General features: G+C 68.2%; 13 protein-coding genes. 3 read left to right on the top strand and 10 right to left on the bottom strand.

Annotated features, from left to right (window positions below; genetic code table 11):
• Positions 1 to 7: 7 nt before the first annotated feature.
• The 4 genes from secF to HTY51_RS17120 all read right to left on the bottom strand — a co-directional run bounded on the left by secF (position 8) and on the right by HTY51_RS17120 (position 6,942).
• Positions 8 to 967 (bottom strand): protein translocase subunit SecF, encoded by a 960-nt coding sequence (secF, locus tag HTY51_RS17135; RefSeq protein ID WP_174253861.1) that lies wholly within the window; start codon positions 965 to 967, stop codon positions 8 to 10.
• A 12-nt stretch (positions 968 to 979) separates the two neighbouring features.
• Positions 980 to 2,860: a protein translocase subunit SecD gene (gene secD / locus HTY51_RS17130; RefSeq protein ID WP_174253860.1), complete on the bottom strand. Its 1,881-nt coding sequence runs from the start codon at positions 2,858 to 2,860 to the stop codon at positions 980 to 982.
• 33 nt (positions 2,861 to 2,893) lie between these two features.
• The gene (gene yajC, locus HTY51_RS17125; RefSeq protein ID WP_174253859.1) at positions 2,894 to 3,226 is read right to left on the bottom strand and encodes a preprotein translocase subunit YajC; all 333 of its coding nucleotides are present in this window, start codon (positions 3,224 to 3,226) and stop codon (positions 2,894 to 2,896) included.
• 155 nt (positions 3,227 to 3,381) lie between these two features.
• Complete coding sequence (locus HTY51_RS17120) at positions 3,382 to 6,942, bottom strand: indolepyruvate ferredoxin oxidoreductase family protein (RefSeq protein ID WP_174253858.1); 3,561 nt, start codon at positions 6,940 to 6,942, stop codon at positions 3,382 to 3,384.
• A gap of 133 nt (positions 6,943 to 7,075) precedes the next feature.
• On the opposite strand from HTY51_RS17120, the gene HTY51_RS17115 reads away from it, so the two are divergent.
• Together HTY51_RS17115 and HTY51_RS17110 are read left to right on the top strand one after the other, a co-directional pair.
• Positions 7,076 to 7,603 carry an Lrp/AsnC family transcriptional regulator gene (locus HTY51_RS17115; RefSeq protein WP_174253857.1) on the top strand — a complete coding sequence of 176 codons (528 nt, stop codon included), beginning with the start codon at positions 7,076 to 7,078 and terminating at the stop codon, positions 7,601 to 7,603.
• Complete coding sequence (locus HTY51_RS17110) at positions 7,600 to 8,247, top strand: hypothetical protein (RefSeq protein ID WP_174253856.1); 648 nt, start codon at positions 7,600 to 7,602, stop codon at positions 8,245 to 8,247. Before HTY51_RS17115 ends, HTY51_RS17110 begins: the two co-directional genes overlap by 4 nt.
• Before the next feature lie 40 nt (positions 8,248 to 8,287).
• Here the strand turns inward: HTY51_RS17110 and HTY51_RS17105 are convergent, their stop codons facing one another.
• Entirely contained in the window at positions 8,288 to 9,526 is a 1,239-nt protein-coding gene (locus HTY51_RS17105) for a murein transglycosylase A (protein WP_174253855.1), read from the bottom strand.
• On the opposite strand from HTY51_RS17105, the gene HTY51_RS17100 reads away from it, so the two are divergent.
• The gene (locus HTY51_RS17100) at positions 9,459 to 9,623 is read left to right on the top strand and encodes a hypothetical protein (RefSeq protein WP_174250814.1); all 165 of its coding nucleotides are present in this window, start codon (positions 9,459 to 9,461) and stop codon (positions 9,621 to 9,623) included. The genes HTY51_RS17105 and HTY51_RS17100 overlap by 68 nt on opposite strands.
• A gap of 5 nt (positions 9,624 to 9,628) precedes the next feature.
• Here HTY51_RS17100 and HTY51_RS17095 read toward each other — a convergent pair whose 3' ends face one another.
• From HTY51_RS17095 to HTY51_RS18700, 5 genes are read right to left on the bottom strand one after another with little or no spacing between them, the layout of a single operon-like run.
• Positions 9,629 to 10,255 (bottom strand): response regulator transcription factor, encoded by a 627-nt coding sequence (locus tag HTY51_RS17095; RefSeq protein WP_174253854.1) that lies wholly within the window; start codon positions 10,253 to 10,255, stop codon positions 9,629 to 9,631.
• 21 nt (positions 10,256 to 10,276) lie between these two features.
• Positions 10,277 to 12,271 carry a nitrogen regulation protein NR(II) gene (locus HTY51_RS17090; RefSeq protein WP_254606921.1) on the bottom strand — a complete coding sequence of 665 codons (1,995 nt, stop codon included), beginning with the start codon at positions 12,269 to 12,271 and terminating at the stop codon, positions 10,277 to 10,279.
• Between the two features lie 2 nt (positions 12,272 to 12,273).
• On the bottom strand, positions 12,274 to 13,104 hold the full coding sequence (locus tag HTY51_RS17085) for a carbon-nitrogen hydrolase family protein (protein ID WP_174253852.1): 831 nt from the start codon (positions 13,102 to 13,104) through the stop codon (positions 12,274 to 12,276).
• Complete coding sequence (locus HTY51_RS18860; protein ID WP_371733875.1) at positions 13,101 to 15,095, bottom strand: YhdP family protein; 1,995 nt, start codon at positions 15,093 to 15,095, stop codon at positions 13,101 to 13,103. Before HTY51_RS18860 ends, HTY51_RS17085 begins: the two co-directional genes overlap by 4 nt.
• On the bottom strand, positions 14,984 to 17,248 hold the full coding sequence (locus tag HTY51_RS18700) for a YhdP family protein (protein WP_371733843.1): 2,265 nt from the start codon (positions 17,246 to 17,248) through the stop codon (positions 14,984 to 14,986). The genes HTY51_RS18860 and HTY51_RS18700 overlap by 112 nt, the downstream gene beginning before the upstream one ends.
• Positions 17,249 to 17,271: the final 23 nt, after the last annotated feature.

Genomic DNA, 17,271 nt, shown 5'->3' with positions numbered 1-17,271 from the left:
GGCCTTTTTAGACGACAGCGCCCGCGTTCGGGTCGTCGGGATCCGTCTCGCCGCGCCTGGGGGCGCCGCCCTTGATCAGGTCTTCGCGCTTGACACCCAGCCACATGGCGATGGCCGCGGCCACGAAGACCGAGGAATAGATGCCGAACAGGATGCCGATGGTCAGGGCCAGGGCGAAGTAGTGCAGCGTCGGGCCGCCGAACAGCAGCATGGACAGCACCATCAACTGGGTGCTGCCGTGCGTGATGATGGTGCGGCTGATGGTGGAGGTGATGGCGTTGTCGATGATCGCCTCCGTGTCCAGCTTGCGCAGGCGGCGGAAATTCTCGCGGATGCGGTCGAAGATCACCACCGACTCGTTGACCGAATAACCCAGCACGGCCAGCACGGCCGCCAGCACCGGCAGCGAGAACTCCCACTGGAAGAAGGCGAAGAAGCCCAGGATGATGATGACGTCGTGCAGGTTGGCGATGATGGCCGCCACCGCAAATTTCCACTCGAAACGCAGCGCCAGATAGATCATGATGCCGCCCACGACGAAAGCCAGCGCCATCAGCCCGTCCACGGCGAGCTCGTCACCGACTTGCGGGCCGACGAACTCGCTGCGGCGCAGGGTGGCGCTGCTGTCCAGCGACTTGAGCGTGGTCATGACCTGTTCGCTTTGCTGGCCCGAGCTCACGCCCTTGGCCGCCGGCATGCGGATCAGCACGTCACGTGCGGTGCCGAAGTTCTGCACCTGCACGTCGCTGTAACCCAGCTTGGCGATGCCGCCACGCACCGCTTCCAGATCGGCCGGCTGCGAATAACTCACTTCGATCAGCGTGCCGCCGGTGAACTCCACCGACAGGTGCAGGCCGCGCGAAAAGAGGAAGAAAACGGCCGCCAGGAAGGTGATGACCGAAACGATGTTGAGCACCAGCGCATGCCGCATGAACGGAATGTCGCGCCGGATCTTAAAAAACTCCATCTTGTTCTTCCCTCAATCCACTTTGACCGACGCCTGCCCGTCGGGGCGCCAGATCGTCCCGATCGAGACGGTCTTGAGCTTTTTACGGCTACCGTACCACAAATTCACCAGTCCACGCGAGAAGAAAACCGCCGAGAACATGCTGGTCAGGATGCCCAGGCAGTGCACCACGGCAAAACCGCGCACCGGGCCCGAACCGAAGGCCAGCAGGGCCAGGCCGGCGATCAGGGTGGTGACGTTGGAATCCAGGATGGTGGCCCAGGCACGGTCGTAGCCGGTCTGGATGGCCGCCTGCGGCGAGGCCCCGTTGCGCAATTCCTCCCGCACCCGTTCGTTGATCAGCACATTGGCATCGATGGCCATGCCCAGCACCAGGGCCATGGCCGCCATGCCTGGCAAGGTCAGCGTGGCCTGCAGCATGGACAGGATGGCCACCAGCAGCAGCAGGTTGATGCCCAGCGCCACGCTGGAGATCACGCCAAACAGCATGTAATAGACACACATGAAGGCCGCCACCGCCAGGAAGCCCCAGGTCACGCTGGCAAAACCCTTGTCGATGTTCTCTGCCCCCAGGCTGGGGCCGATGGTGCGCTCCTCGATGATCTCCATGGGTGCGGCCAGGGCACCGGCGCGCAGCAGCAGCGCCGTGTCGGCCGCCTCCATGGACGTCATGCGGCCGGAAATCTGCACACGGCCACCGCCGATTTCGCTGCGGATCACCGGCGCCGTCACCACCTCGCCCTTGCCCTTTTCGAACAGGATGATGGCCATGCGCTTGCCGACGTTCTCGCGCGTCACGTCCTTGAAGATACGGGAACCCTTGGCGTCCAGCGAGAGGTTGACAGTGGGCTCCTGGGTCTGGCTGTCGAAGCCGGGCTGGGCGTCGGTCAGGTTGTCGCCGGTCAGCACCACCTGCTTCTTGACGATCACCACCTGGCCGTTGCGGTCCGGATAACGCTCGGTGCCAAAAGGCACCGGGCCGGAGCCGGCCTCGGCGGAGCGGCCTTCGACGCTTTCGTCCACCATGCGCACTTCCAGCGTGGCCGTGCGGCCCAGGATGTCCTTGGCCTTGGCCGTGTCCTGCACGCCAGGCAGCTGCACCACGATGCGGTCCAGGCCCTGCTGCTGGATCACCGGCTCGGCCACGCCGAGTTCGTTGATGCGGTTGTGCAGGGTGGTGATGTTTTGCTTGAGCGCCTGCTCCTGCACCAGGCGCGCGGCCTGGGGCTTGATGGTGGCGCTCAGCTTGAAATCGCTGCCTTCCTGCGTCTGCGTGGTCTGCAGATCGGCGAACTGGTCCAGCAGCACGCGCTGGGCAGCTTCCAGCGTGGCCGCGTCGCGCAGGCGCAACTCGATGGCCTGGCCGTTGCGGCTGATGCCGCCGTGGCGCACATTCTTCTCACGCAAGACGGTGCGCAGGTCACCCGCCAGCGATTCGGCTTTCTTGCTCAGGGCCGCCTGCATGTCGACCTGCAGCATGAAGTGCACACCACCACGCAGGTCCAGGCCCAGGTACATGGGCGCTGCATGCAGGGAGGTCAGCCAGCCCGGCGTGCGCGGCAGCAGGTTGAGCGCCACGATGTAGTCCGGATCGGCCGCATCCCTGACCAGGGCGCGCTGGATGGCGTCCTTGGCCTTGAGCTGGGTGTCGGTGGAGTCCAGGCGCACGCGCAGGGACCCGGCCTCCAGGCTGATGGCATCGGGCCGGATCCCGGCCTCCTGCAGCGCCGCCTCCACGCGCGACTGCGTGGCGGGATCCACCTTGAGGATGGCCTTGGCCGCCGAGACCTGGACGGCGGGCGCTTCACCAAAGAAATTCGGGGCGGTGTAGATCGCCCCCACCAGCAGCGCGATCACGATGATCGCGTACTTCCATACCGGATAACGGTTCATTGTTCGCTCGCGTCTGCTAGGCTGAGGGGTCTCTTATTTCATCGTGCCCTTGGGCAGCACCTGCACCACGGCCTGGCGTTGCAGTTGCACCTCGACACCAGAAGCAATTTCCACGCCGATGAAATTCTCGTTCAGGGAATTGACACGGCCCAGCATACCGCCAGCCGTCACCACCTCGTCACCCTTGGCCAGGGCCTCGACCATGGCACGGTGTTCCTTCTGCTTCTTCATCTGCGGACGGATCATGATGAAGTACAGCACCACGAACATCAGCACGATGGGCAGCATGCTCATCAGGGACGAGGACAGGTCACCGCCGGCAGCAGCAGCGGGGGCGGTTTGGGCAAAAGCGGAAGAAATAAACACGGGCAACTCCACGTCAGGGGTTCAAAAATCGGAACACACCTGCATGCGGTGGTGCCCGGAAGGCACCCCGAAACAGGCGGCCGCCCATTGTACGGGGCTACCGCCAGCCTGTTTCAGTCCCCACCCCGGGGTATGGATAGCCCGCCGGCCGGGCCTCAGGCCAAGGCGGCACGCCAGGCCGCCAGCCGCTCGTCCCACAGCGGGCGGACCGCCGCCAGGTGCCGGGCCTTGACGTGGCCATAACCGCGGATCTGCTCGGGCAGGCGCGCGATCTCGACCGCTGCCGCATGGTTGGCCGCGCTCAGACCGGCCAGCAGTTCCTCGATGCAAGCACGGTATTCGGCGATCAGGGCGCGCTCGCTACGGCGCTCCCCGGTCCGTCCGAAGGGGTCCAAAGTCGTGCCGCGCAGGCCCTTGAGGCGCGCCAGCAGGCGGAAGGCCACCCCCATGGCCGGCCCGTAAGCCTGCTTGAGCAGTTCGCCCCTGGCATTTTTCTTCGCCAGCAGCGGTGGCGCCAGGTGGTAGTGGAGCTTGTACTCACCCTCGAACATGGTGGCGATACGCGCCTTGAAAGCCGGATCGCTGTGCAGACGCGCCACCTCGTACTCGTCCTTGTAGGCCATGAGCTTGAACAGATACCGGGCCACAGCCTCGCTCAGGCCGGTCTTGCCCAGCCGGCTTTCGGCGGCCTGCACCCGGGCCACGAAGGCACGATAAGTCTCGGCATAAGCCCCGTTCTGGTAGTCGGTCAGGAATTCGACCCGGCGCGCCACCAGGCTGTCGACGGTCTCGCGCGGCTGGAACTGGAGGGTTTGCGTCGGCGTCAGCAGCGCTTGCACCCGCGCCCAGTCCTGCGCCGCCTGGCGGCCCCATTCGAAGGCCGCCTTGTTCGCTTCCACCGCCACGGCATTGAGCTCGATGGCACGCAGCAGAGCCTCGCGGCCCAGCGGGACCCAGCCTTTTTGCCAGGCGTAACCCAGCAGCATGGGATTCACATAGATCGAGTCCCCCATGAGCCGGGTGGCCACGGCGTCGGCGTCGAACAAGCCCAGGCCGCCTGCGCCCACAGCCACGGTGATGTCGGCCACGCAGCGATCCGACGGGTTCTGCCAGTTGGCGTTTTTCACAAAGGCCGCGGTCGGTGCGCTGTGGCTGTTGAGGGCCACGCGCGTGCGTCCCTCGCGCATGCGCAGCGTGCTTTCCTTCGCTGCAGTCACGATGGGGTCGCAGCCCAGGATCAGGTCGGCCGCCGCCATGCCCACACGCGTGGTGCGGATCTCCTCGGCAGTGTCGGCAATCAGCACATGGCTCCAGGTCGCGCCACCCTTTTGTGCCAGGCCGGCTGCATCCTGGGTGACGATGCCCTTGCCTTCGATATGCGCGGCCATGCCCAGCAACTGGCCGATGGTGATCACGCCGGTGCCGCCGACACCGGCCACCACGATGCCATAGGCCGTGGCCGCTTCGGGGATGACCGGCTCGGGCAGGGCGCCCAGTTCATAGGGGGAAGTCGCCTGCCCCTTGGCCTTCTTTTTCAGCTGCCCGCCTTCCACGGTCACGAAGCTGGGACAAAAGCCCTTGAGGCAGGAAAAATCCTGGTTGCACGAACTCTGGTTGATGGTGCGCTTGCGACCGAACTCGGTCTCCAGCGGCTCGACCGAGAGGCAGTTGCTCTGCTCACCGCAATCACCGCAGCCCTCGCAGACCAGTTCGTTGATGACCACGCGTTTGGCCGGTGTCACCATCGTGCCGCGCTTGCGACGGCGACGCTTTTCGGTGGCACAGGTCTGGTCGTAGATGATGACGGTGCAGCCCTTGAGCTCGCGGAACTCGCGCTGGATGCGGTCCAGCTCGTCGCGGTGCTCGATGACGATGCCGGCAGGCAAGCCCTGCACGCCCTCGTACTTCTCGGGCTCGTCGGTCACGATGGTGATCTTGCGCGCGCCCTCGGCCCGCATGCTCTGCGCGATCTGGATGACCGAATGCCCCTCGGGCCGTTCACCCACCTGCTGGCCGCCCGTCATGGCCACCGCATCGTTGTAGAGGATCTTGTAGGTGATGTTCACGCCGGCCGCGATGCTCTGGCGGATGGCCAGGATGCCGCTGTGAAAGTAGGTGCCGTCACCGAGATTGGCGAAGACATGCTGCTCGCTGCTGAAGGGCTGCTGACCCACCCAGGGCACGCCCTCGCCGCCCATCTGCGTAAAGCCGATGGTGCTGCGGTCCATCCAGGTCGCCATGAAGTGGCAGCCGATGCCGGCCATGGCCCGCGAACCCTCGGGCACGCGCGTGCTGGTGTTGTGCGGACAGCCCGAGCAGAACCAGGGCTGGCGCTCGGCGGCCGGGCCGCCCAGCACCAGGGCCTGCATGGTGCGCTCCTTGGCGTCCAGCACCGCCAGCTGCGCGTCGACGCGCGCGGCGATGGCGCTGCCCAAGGGCAGGAAGCCGTTCTTCTTCAAGCGCCCGGCGATGGCGCGCGCGATCATGGCCGGCGTCAGATCGGCATTGGCACGCAGCAGCTCGTTGCTGGACGGGTTGGCCTGCGACCATTCGCCCCCGGCGCGGTCGCCCTCGTTGAACTTGCCCAGGATGTTGGGCCGCACGTCGTCGCGCCAGTTGTAGAGCTCTTCCTTGAGCTGGTACTCGATGAGCTGGCGCTTCTCCTCCACCACCAGGATCTCCTGCAGGCCGGTGGCGAAGTCGCGCGCGCTCTGCGCCTCCAGCGGCCAGACCACGGCCACCTTGTGCAGGCGTATGCCCAGGGCGCGGCAGGTGGCGTCGTCCAGCCCCAGGTCCAGCAGGGCCTGACGCGTGTCGTTGTAGGCCTTGCCGCTGGCGATCAGGCCGAAACGGTCGTTCGGGCCTTCGATGACGTTGTGGTTCAGGCGGTTGGCGCGGATGTAGGCCAGGGCGGCGTACCACTTGTGGTGGAACAGGCGATCCTCCTGCTCCAGCGCATGATCGGGCCAGCGGATGTGCAGGCCGCCCGGCGGCATCTGGAAATCGGTCGGCAGCCGGATCTGCACGCGCTCAGGGTCGATCATGGCCGAGGCGCTGGACTCGACGATCTCCTGGATGGTCTTCATGCCGGCCCAGACGCCGGCGTAGCGGCTCATGGCGAAAGCATGGATGCCCAGGTCCAGGATCTCCTGCACCGAGGCCGGGAAGAACACCGGCAGGCCACAGGCCTTGAAGATGTGGTCACTCTGGTGCGCCGCCGTGGAACTCTTGGCCACGTGGTCGTCGCCGGCCACCGCAATCACGCCGCCCCAGGGGGTGGTGCCGGCGTTGTTGGCGTGCTTGAAGACGTCGGAGGTCCGGTCCACACCCGGGCCCTTGCCGTACCAGATACCGAACACGCCGTCGAAGCGGTTCGTGCCCGGCGGCGCAAAACCCAGCTGCTGCGTGCCCCACAAGGCGGTGGCGGCCAGCTCCTCGTTGACACCGGGCTGGAACACGATGTTCTGCGCCTTGAGATACGGCGCGGCCTTCCACAGGGCCTGGTCGTAGCTGCCCAGAGGCGAGCCCCGGTAGCCGCTGATGAAACCCGCCGTGTTCTTGCCAGCCTGCTGGTCGCGCAGGCGCTGCAGCATGGGCAACTTGACCAGGGCCTGGACCCCGCTCATGAAGGCGCGGCCATGGTCCAGCGTGTACTTGTCGTCCAGGGTGACGGTTTCCAGCGCCAGTCGGATGGATTCGGGCAGGGGGGCATTCATGGGCGGCTTGTCTCCGGGCGCTGGGCCTGTTTTTGTATGCGGGTCAGTGTATGACGGTCGCCCGGATAGGTCTTTGCTTTCTTTGCCACTTAAATGCTGGTTTTTGAAAGGATCTTGCGCAAGAATCAGATCAATGGAAACACTCGACAAGTTTGACCTGGCCATCCTGAGCGAATTGCAAGCCAACGCGCGTCTCACCAACGCCGAGCTGGCCAGCCGTGTGGGCCTGTCGCCTGCGCCCTGCTGGCGCCGCGTACGCACCCTTGAGCAGCAGGGTTACATCAAGGGTTACCACGCCGAGATCGACCGCCACAAGATCGGCCTGGGCGTGCTGGCCTTCGTGCGCCTGGACGCCGAACGCAACACGGGCGACGCCACACGCGTGCTGGAGGAAGCGGTGCGGGCGCTGCCCGAGGTGGTGGCTTGCCACTACATCAGCGGCACCGGCACCTTCGAGCTGCAGGTGGTGGCGCAAGACCTGGACAGCTTCTCGCGTTTCGCCTTGCAGCGCCTGATCAACTTGCCCAATGTGAAGGACCTGCACACCAGCTTTTCCCTGGGCGAGGTCAAGGCCAGCCCGACGCTGCCGCTGGGCCATCTGCAGGCACCCGCACCGAAACCACCAGCCCCCGCCGCCAAGGCCCGCCGGAGATCCCGATGAAACCACACCGCCTTCTGATCCTCGCCCTGCTGGGCCTGCCGGCCCTGTCGTTGGCCCAGACCGCCCCTGTCGCCCCGCTGCCCATGCGCAACCTGCTGATCGAGGTACGCCAGGACGATGGGCGCAGCAACAGCAGTGAACGCGTGGCGGCCGACGTCCAGGCCCGCGTACAGCCGGGCCGCAGCGAGGTGGACATCGGTATCGAGGCACGCCGTCGCGACAGCACCCGTAGCGGCAGCGCGCAACAACAGGTGCTGGTGCTCAACGGCCGGCCGGCGGCCATCGTGCTGGGCCTGAGCGTGCCCCTGCGCCTGCGTCAGCTCGTCACGCTGGGGGGCGTGCGCAGGAGCGTGCCGGGTACCGTCTGGCTGCAGGCAGGTACGGGGTTCACGGCCACACCGGTCTGGGATGGCGGGGACACGGTCTACCTGGAACTGGCCGCGACGCAGGGCCGCCAGCCCCTGGCCCCGCAGGCCAGCACCAGCAGCACCGTGCTGTTGCCGCTGGACGAATGGACGACGGTGGCCGACAGCGAGGACGTGCAGGACAACCTTCAGAACGCCGCGGGCCTGGTCGGCGGCGGGCGCGACACGCGCAGCAGCAGCCAGTCGCTGCGCGTGCAGGTGCGCGTCAGCCTGCGTTGAACTTCAGATCGGGCTGCGCAGTAGATTTATTCACAAATTCTCAGCGCGGCCAGAGCACCCACAGGCGCAAAGGCTGCTTCAGCCGCCCGGCGATCAGCGAAGCCTCGGGGCCGGTACCCACGAAGTAGTCGGCACGCACTGCACCCGTGATGGCGCTGCCCGTGTCCTGCGCGAGGACCAGGCGCTGCAACTGCAGCTGCGGACCGGTCGAAGCCAGCCAGACCGGCGTGCCATAGGGAATGCTGCCGGGATCGATGGCAATGGAACGACCCGCCGTCAGCGGCACGCCCTGGGCACCTTCAGGCCCGGCGGTCAGTTCGCTGTCAGGCAAGGCCTGCTCCCGGAAGAAGGTCACACGTGGATTGCTCCACAGCAGCTCCTGCACGCGCCCCGGGTTTTGTGCAGCCCACTGGCGGATCGAGGGCCAGGAGGCATCGCGCACCTCGCGTCGCTGCAACAGCCAGCCCCCCACACTGCGATAGGGCTGGTCGTTGGTGCCGGCGTAGCCGATGCGCACCATGCGCTGGCGGCCATCGGGCTCGGTCACCCGGAGCCGACCCGAGCCCTGGATCTGGATGTTGAGGGCATCCAGAGGCTCCAGCCAGGCGATCTCGCGCCCGCGCAGCGCCGCCTGGGCTTCAGGCAGGGTGTCGATCTCCTGGCGGCTGTACCAGGGCTTGCGCAGATGCAACTGGGCCGGCGGCCCGTACAGGGGCACGCTGTGGCGCGCACTCGGCAGGCGCGATGCCTCGGCCACCGGGACGTAATAGCCCGTGAGCAGGCCCACCGGCTCGCTCTGGAAGGTCTCGACCCGGTAGGGCTGCAGGCGCTCCAGCATCCAGTTGCGGCGCTGCTCGTCGCTGCCCTGCCCCAGGCGCCGTACGTCGGCGCACAGGGGGGCAAACGTCGGGCCCGGTCGCTCGCAGCTGCGCACCCAGGCGGACCAGGCCTCGCCCAGGGGGTCCTCGCCCAGGCCGGGCAATTCGGCCCAGGCCACGGGCATCCAGCGGCTGCGCGCCTGCTGCAACACCTGGCTGCTGGCCGGCTGGGTGGGAAAGGAACTGGCCGCCCCCGGCGCCGCGGCGCGCTCGATGGCGATCGACGGGCCGCCGGACTCCGGCGCCGGCTCGGAGTGCGGCACACCGCCGCAACCGGCCAGCGTTCCTACAATGAGAAGGGTGAAAACACAATAAAGTCGTTGGAGTCGGTTCATGCTGCTGATTTTGCTCGAAGCTCTGGGTGCCCTGCTTGTGCTGGTGCTGATCGTGTGGTGGACCATGTTCTCGGGCCGCAGCAAAGGCGAGTTGCCGCCGCCTGAGACCGGTGGCGAGGACCCGACCCGGCCGCCGGGGCGCGAGCCGAAACGGCCGGACTGAGCCGCCTAGGCTTCGCGCAGGAGGTTGGCCAGTTCGACGGCCGACTTGACTTCCATCTTGTCGAAGACCCGCGCACGGTGCACTTCCACCGTGCGCACGCTGATGTCGAGCTGGTCGGCAATGCGTTTGTTGGGCAGGCCCTCGATCACCAGTTGCATCACGGCACGCTCGCGGTCGGTCAGTTCGGCCAGGCGCTGGCGCAGCCGCTCACGCGCCAGCTGCAGCTGCACAAAGCCGGATGACTGGACCAGTGCCTGCTCGATACGGTCCACCAGTGCATTGTCGGAAAACGGCTTCTCGCAGAAGTCGAATGCGCCACGCCTGACGGCATTGACGGCGGTGGGGACGTCGGCATGGCCGGTCAGGAAGATCACCGGCAGGGCCTGGTGCAGGCCGCGCTCGGCCAGGCGGTCGAACAGGGCCAGCCCGCTCATGCCGGGCATGCGCACGTCCAGCAGCAGGCAGGCCGGGCGCGGCGGCAGATGCGCGCCCTCGATCATCTCGAGAAAGGCTTCGGCACTCTCGAACGCCTGGCTGCCCAGGCGGCGCGAGCGCAGCAGCCAGGCCAGCGCTTCGCGCACGCTGGCGTCATCGTCCACGATGTATACGGAGGCGTCGATCACAGGTTGCATGGCGTGATGTTAAGGCAGCCGTCAGGACAGGCCGGCCGGCAGCGTGAAGCTGAAGACCGTGCCCTGGGGCCGGTTCGGCTCGAAGGCCAGCGTGCCGCCATGCTGCTCGATCACGGTACGACACAGGCTCAGGCCCAGGCCCATGCCTTCGGCCTTGGTGGTGAAGAAGGGCGTGAACAGCTGCTGCGCCACCTCGGGGGCGATGCCGGGCCCGACGTCGGTGACGGAAAACTCGATCCAGCGCGCGTCGGCCGGCGAACGCCTGACACCCAGCTGCAAGAGGCGCCGGCGGATCTCGGGCCGGTCCATGGCCTGCATGCCGTTGCGCGCCAGATTGAGCAGCACCTGCTCGACCATGGTGCGGTCGCACAGCACCCGTGGCAGGCCAGGCTCCAGGCGCAGCTGCACCTGCACACCGAGCTTGCGCGCCTGCAGGTTGACCAGGGGCAGGATGGCGTCGAGCAGGACCTGCGGCGCGACCGCTTCGCGCGCCTGGTCGCGCCGGCGCACGAAGTCGTGCACGCTCTTGATGACCTTGCCGGCGCGCTCGGCCTGCTCGGCGATACGCCGCATCGCCAGCTCGATGTCGGCCGGCGTGTGGGCGCCCTGGTGCAGCAGGTTGAGGGTCCCCGTGGCGTAACTGGACATCGCCGCCAGCGGCTGGTTGAGTTCGTGGCTCAGCAGCGAGGCCATCTCGCCCACCATGGCCAGGCGGGCCGTGGCCTGCAGCCGTTCCTGGCTGGCGCGCGACAGCTCTTCCACGCGTCGCTGCTCGCGGATGTCGAGGAAGGCGCTCATCCAGCCGGTCTGCACGTTCTGCGCGTTGATCAGCGGGGCCTCGATGATAAGCACCGGAAAACGCGTGCCGTCCTTGTGCATGAACACCGACTCGAAACCCTCGCGTGGCGGCACGTTGCCGGCCAGCCGGATCTCCTGGCGCTTCTTGTACTCCTCGGCCAGCTCGGGCGGCCAGTAGGGCGCCTGGTCGCTCTGGCCCATGAGCTCCTCGGCGCTGAAACCCACCATCTGGCAGAAGGCCGGGTTGACGTAGGTGATGCGGCCCTGCAGGTCACGCGCGCGCAGGCCGGTGACCAGCGAGTCCTCCATGGCCTTGCGAAAGGCCAGCGCATCGGCCAGGTCGCTCTCGGCCTTCAGGCGCCGGCGCATGTCCTTGCCCAGCAGCAGCAGGATGGACACCAGGGCGATCGACATGGCCGTGACCAGGGCGGTGAGCACATTGGGGAACAGTTCGGGTGCGCCGCGCCAGCTGTCCATGCGCAGCACCAGGGTCGTGCCGGGCAGGTCCAGCAGCTGCTGGGCCGAGAAGACCCGGCTGCTGCGGCGTGCCGTGCCCCGGATGGCCAGGCGCGTGCCGTCGCCTTCGGTGAAGGAGACTTCGTGACTGCGCGTGAGCTGGCGTGCCAGGTCGTCCAGCAGGTCCTGCAGCGAATAGGTGGCCACCAGGTAGCCCATCACCACGCCGGCGCTGGCCAGTGGCAGGCAGGTCTCCATGACCTCCAGCCCCAGGCCGTCGGTCATGGGCACGAAATAACTTGTGGAATAGGCAGGCCCGCTGATGCGCCGCGCCGCATTGCAGGCCTGGTTCACCTCGGACTGCACGCTGTCGCGACCGAGCCGGTCGAACACCGGCGGGCGGTAGGGGGTGCCGGCCTGCGCCAGGATCTTGTGCTGGCTGTCGCGCCATTCGATGCGCAGCAGCTCGCGCCGCTCACGCAGCAGGATGGTGGCCTCGGTCGTCCAGGTCGCCGGCTGGGGATCACCGAACTGCAGGGCCTGCAGGCTCTGCAGGTTGCGCGTCAGGCGCGAGCGGATATCGCTCACCGCATCGGCGGCGTCGCGCTCCAGGCGGCTTTGCACCTGGCTGGCTTCGTAACGGCCGGCCAGCCACACCAGCGTGACCAGCAGCGCCACCACCAGCGCCGCCAGCGCCGACCACAGCACACGACGGCGCCCGTGGGCGCGCCAGCGCTCCCTGCGGGATTCGACGGGGGCCATGCTCACAGGACGCGGTGCTCCAGGGCCGGCAGCTGCTGGCGGCATGCGTGCAGCAGGGCGGCATCAAGCTCGGCCAGCACCACGGCCTCGCCCTCCGGCTGGACGCCCAGCACCCGCCCCCAGGGATCGACCAGCATGGAGTGCCCCCAGGTGCGCCGCCCGTTCTCGTGCACACCGCCCTGCGCCGCTGCGGCCACAAAAGCCAGGTTCTCGACGGCGCGGGCACGCAGCAGCAGCTCCCAGTGCGCCTGACCGGTGGTGTGGGTGAAGGCACTGGGCACCAGCAGCAGTTCGGCGCCGGCCTGGGCATAGGCCCGGTACAGCTCGGGGAAACGCAGGTCGTAACACACGCTCAGGCCCACGCGCCAGCGGTGGCCGTCGCGTGAGGGCAACTCGAACGTGACCGGCCGGCTCCCGGGCCGCAGGGTGCGGGCCTCGTCGTAACTCTCGCGCCCATTGTCGAAACGGAACAGGTGGATCTTGTCGTAATGCGCCGCCTGTGCGCCATCGGGGGCATAGACCAGGGTGCTGTTGTAGGCACGCGGCGCTTCATCGCCCGTCGGGCCCCCTCCGTCCAGCGGCAGGGTGCCGCCGACGATCCACAGCTGCAGCTCGCGCGCGGCTTGCGCCAGAAAGTCCTGGATCGGTCCCTGGCCCGGGGTTTCGCGCAAGGCCAGCTTGTCGCCCTCATGGCGGCCCAGCAGGCAGAAGTATTCGGGCAGCACGGCCAGCTCGGCCCCCTGCCTGGCCGCCGTCTCGAGCAGCGCACGCGCGCGCAGCAGGTTGGCGTCGCGCTCGACACCGGACACCATCTGGATGGCCGCCAGCTTCATGGCGTGTTCGCCTGCGGCTGGCTGGCGGGCGCCGCCGGCGCCTCGACCTTGTTCATCTGCGGGTCGGCCCAGCTGCCGGTGATGCGGAATTCCTGCGTGGCCGCGGCAATGGCCGGCTTGCGCAGCAGCACCTGGGCCAGGAAGGTCCCCAGGCCCACGGCCGGGTTGATGACCGTTGCAATCAGGGAGGCCGTGCCGGCGTTGATCTCGGGCACGACCACGACCCGCAGGTCCTGGGTCTCGCGCGCCAGATCGGCCTGGCCGCTCATCAGCACGGCGGCATTCACGCCCTTCATCTGCAGGTTGTTGGTGCTGGCCATGCCCTGCTCGACCTGGACGTCGCCGCGCACGAAGTCGAAGGCGAAGCCCTCGGTGAAGACATCGCGGAAGTCCAGCGTGAGGCGGCGCGGCAGGGATTGCAGGCTGAGCACCCCCAGCAACTTGGCGATGCCGGGGTCGGCCTTGAGGAACTGGCCGCGCTCGATGTTGACGTTGAAGCTGCCGCCCAGGCTCGGGTAGTCCAGACCCATGGGCGAGCCGATCCAGCTGGCCTGGCCCTCCATGACGCCCTTGCCGGCACGGATCAGGCCGGGCATGCCCAGGCGACTGAGCAGGCCGCCGGCATCGGCCACGTCGATCCTGAAGTTCATGACGGTGCGGCGCCGTTCGCCCCGCGGCGCGCCCGTCGCAGGCGCGCGCGGCAGGGTCACACGGCCCGTCGGCTCGCCGGCCTCCTGGTAGACGGCCCAGTTGCCGCTGGCGGTGAACTCGGCCTCGGGCATGCTGATGCGCAGCCGGCTCAGCCGCCATTCGCGCGCGCCCTCATCGCGCCGCGCCAGGCCGCGGTTGACGGCCTCGATCTCGACCCGCCCCAGATTCTTGCCGCGCAGCTCCAGGCTGTCGATCACCACGTCCAGCGCCGGGATGCCGACCGGCTGCTTATCCAGCAACTGCTCGACCCCGCGGGCATTGTCCTGCGCCAGCACCAGGCGCGCCAGGCGCGCGTAGACACTGCCGGCGCCGATCTGGACGGGCATGCGGTACTCCAGGTAGCCGCTGAGTTCGCGCGCATCCAGATTGACGCGCCAGGTGTGGTCCTCGCGCGTGCCACCGGCAATCAGCTGGTGGAAGGTCTGGCCGCCGGTCTGCAAGGTGTCGCCCTGCACGATCAGGTGGGTGGGCAGGTAATCGCGCAGCACCGTCAGCACGGGCGGGTCGCTGGCAGCGCCGGGCGCCACTGGCGCGGGCGCAGCGGGGGTAGCCGTCGCCTTGCGCCAGGCATCTAGGTCCAGTTCATCGAACTGCACGCTGGCCACCACGCCGACGTCCGGCATGGGCAGGCTCTCGCCGGCGGGCAGGCCGACACCGATGGTGCCGCGCAGGACCTGTACCGCCCCCTTGCCGTGTTCACGCACATAACGCAGCGCGACCAGATCGCCCAGGTCGAAACGCAGCAGATCCTGGCGCGGCCCGTCGGACGCGGCATCGCCACCCGGCTCGGCGCTCATCAGCGCCGCCTGCAAGCGCAGGGGCAAGGTCGCCTCGGCCGGCTTGCGCAGCGGCGCCGGCAGGTTCAGCGCCAGGCCCTGCAGGCTGGAAGAGAACTGGAACTCGGGCACCCCCTGGCGCAGGCCGAATTCGGCCGTGTACGCCGTGCTGCCGCTCATCTGCTGGGCCATGCCGGCCAGCCGGCTCTCCTGGCGCAGGCCCTGGGCTGTCAAGGTTCCCTGCACCCGCAGCCGGGGCACGGCCTCGGCCGCGGCGCCCGGCAGGGACATCGTGCCGCCTTCGGCACGCACCTCACCGCCCAGCAAACGCCCCTGCACACCGGCCAGGGCAAAGCCGCGCTCGCTGAAATGCACCGTGCCGCGCGCGCGCGTCAGGCGCGGCAGGGCCTGCGCCAGCTGCAGCTCGTTGCCGGCCAGCTTGATCTGGCCCGACACGGCCGAGCGCTCGAGCTGCTGCAGCGGCAGGTCCAGCTTGAGTTGCACGTCGGCGTTGCCCAGGGCACGGGCCTTGCCCAGCACCCCCCCAGCATGGCGTCCAGCGGCGAGGCGATGATGAGGCCACGCAGCAGTTCGTCCAGCGGGCCCGCGAGTTGCAGGCTGGTCTGCACCCGTGCATCCCGCCCCATGTCCGGGATGCGGGCCTCGCCCTGGCTGATGCGCAACTGCGATGCGCCGTCCAGACGCGCACTGACGTTGCGCAACTGCAGGCTCGTTTGGTCGAGCAGCAGGTCGCCGCGCAACTCGGTCAGCGCCGGCCACGGCTTCTGCCCGGTCGGCTGCAGGCCGGCCGGCACGTAGACGAAATGCGTGTCGTGCACGCTGGCCGTGATGCGGAACTCGCCCTGCCCCGGCTGGCGGAAGGGGAAATCGGCGAGATCGCCCTTGACCCGGAAACGCGCACCGCCAGCCCAGCCCTGGGGCAGGGCCAGACGCAGGTAGTCGCGCACCTCAGGCTTGATGGCCTGTGGCAGGTAGCGGTGCAGAGCCGACAGCTCCGCACGGCTCAGGCTGCCCTGCAGGTCCAGCACCCCGGGCAGGCGCGCCTGGGCTGTTCCGGTCTGCCACTTGAGCTGGAATTCACCCTGGGCCTCGGCATTGGCAAAACGTGCGTTGTTGATCTGCAGGCTGGTCAGACCGCCCTGCAGCCGCCACTGCAGTTCGGCGGCGAGCTGGTCCAGGGCGATGCGTGGCTGCTCGAAGATGCCGGGCAATTCCAGATGACCCTGCTGCACGAGCACACTGGCACGGCCGCCGTCCTGGGTCAGGTCGAACTCGACCGTCAGGCCGCGCACCCCGGGCGACCCGACGCTCCCCGCTGGCGGCTCGCCTTCGGCCAGCGGCTGCAGTTGCGGGCGCGAGGCGACCTCCAACTGGGTCAGGCGGCCGCGGGCATCGAAACGCTCCGGCGCGGCCCAGGGTCCCTGCCAGCGCGCCAGCAACTGCTCGACCCGGCCCTTGGGCGCGTAGAGCTGCAAAGCCCGGTGCACGCGCTGCTCCAGCGGCAGGCGCTGGGCCAGCTGGGCCACGGTGGCCAGGTCGATGCCGTTGAGGCGGATCTCGCCACGCGCCAGCACGCCCTCGAGCGGCTCGTCCAGGCTGATACGCAGGTCGCCTCCCGGCCAGGACAGCCCATCCGTGGTGTCGAACTTCAGACCCTGGGTGTAGACCTCGTAGCCGGCGTCCCGGACGCTTCCCCCCAGCCGGCCGCTGAGACGGGCCAGGTCCAGGGCAGGCAGCTCGGGACCCAGCTTGAGACCCAGCTGCAGCAGCGCCACGTCGGCGATGGCGCCCGTGACGCGCCCCTGGTCCACGTCGACCCAGGCACGCAGGGCACCGCTGCCGCCGGCCATCTCCAGTTGCAGCGGGACATGGCGGCGCAGCTGGGCCATGTCCACGCGCTCGAACACGGCGTAGAGCTGGCCCTGCCAGCGTCGCCAATCACCGGCGCTGGTAAAGAGCAGGGGCTGGCGGAAGCGCCCGCGCAGGCTGAAGCGGGCACCCAGCTCCACGGGCGGCGTGGCGTCCAGCCGGAGCTCATGCAGGCGCGCGCCGTTTTGCAAGCGCAGATCGACCTCCTGCAGCAACAAGGGCGGCGCATCGCGCAGTTCGTCGTGCCACTGGACGCGACCGCCGCGGATCAGCCATTCGGTCTGCGAAAACACCCAGTCGGCCGCGCTGCCATCGCTGTCCTGGCCCTGCGGCAGCTCGATCCCGGCCACAAAGATGCGGCCGTCCTTCGCGCGTCGCACGTCCAGCTCGGGACTCTCGATGGTGAGTTGTTCGAAGCCCAGGTTCCAGAGCGAGCGCGGCGAGAGTGTGACCCGCACACGCGGCAGCTGCAGTGCCGCACGGCCATCGGGATCCAGCAGTTGCACATCGCTCAGCTCGAAAGAGGGGAACAGGCTGTTGTCATGCGCCACGATGGCCCCGATGCGCACCGGCACCCCCAGGGCCTGGCTGGCCCGGGTTTCCAGTTCCGGGCGCAGCTCGCCGATTCGCGGCACAATGACCAAGTGCAGCGTCGCCCAGGCGGCGCCGAAAACCAGCCAGGCCAAAAGAATCAGCCACAGCAGAGCGCGCGTCGAAATCGTCAGGACTTTGAGCGGCAGGGACGGGCGGAGCGGCAGGGTAACCATTTTGCAGATCGAGAACTCGACAG

Source organism: Rhodoferax sp. BAB1 (genome assembly GCF_013334205.1).
Lineage (GTDB): Bacteria > Pseudomonadota > Gammaproteobacteria > Burkholderiales > Burkholderiaceae_C > Hylemonella.
Note: the sequence above shows the minus strand (reverse complement) of the source record. Positions and strands in the feature narration are given on the sequence as shown.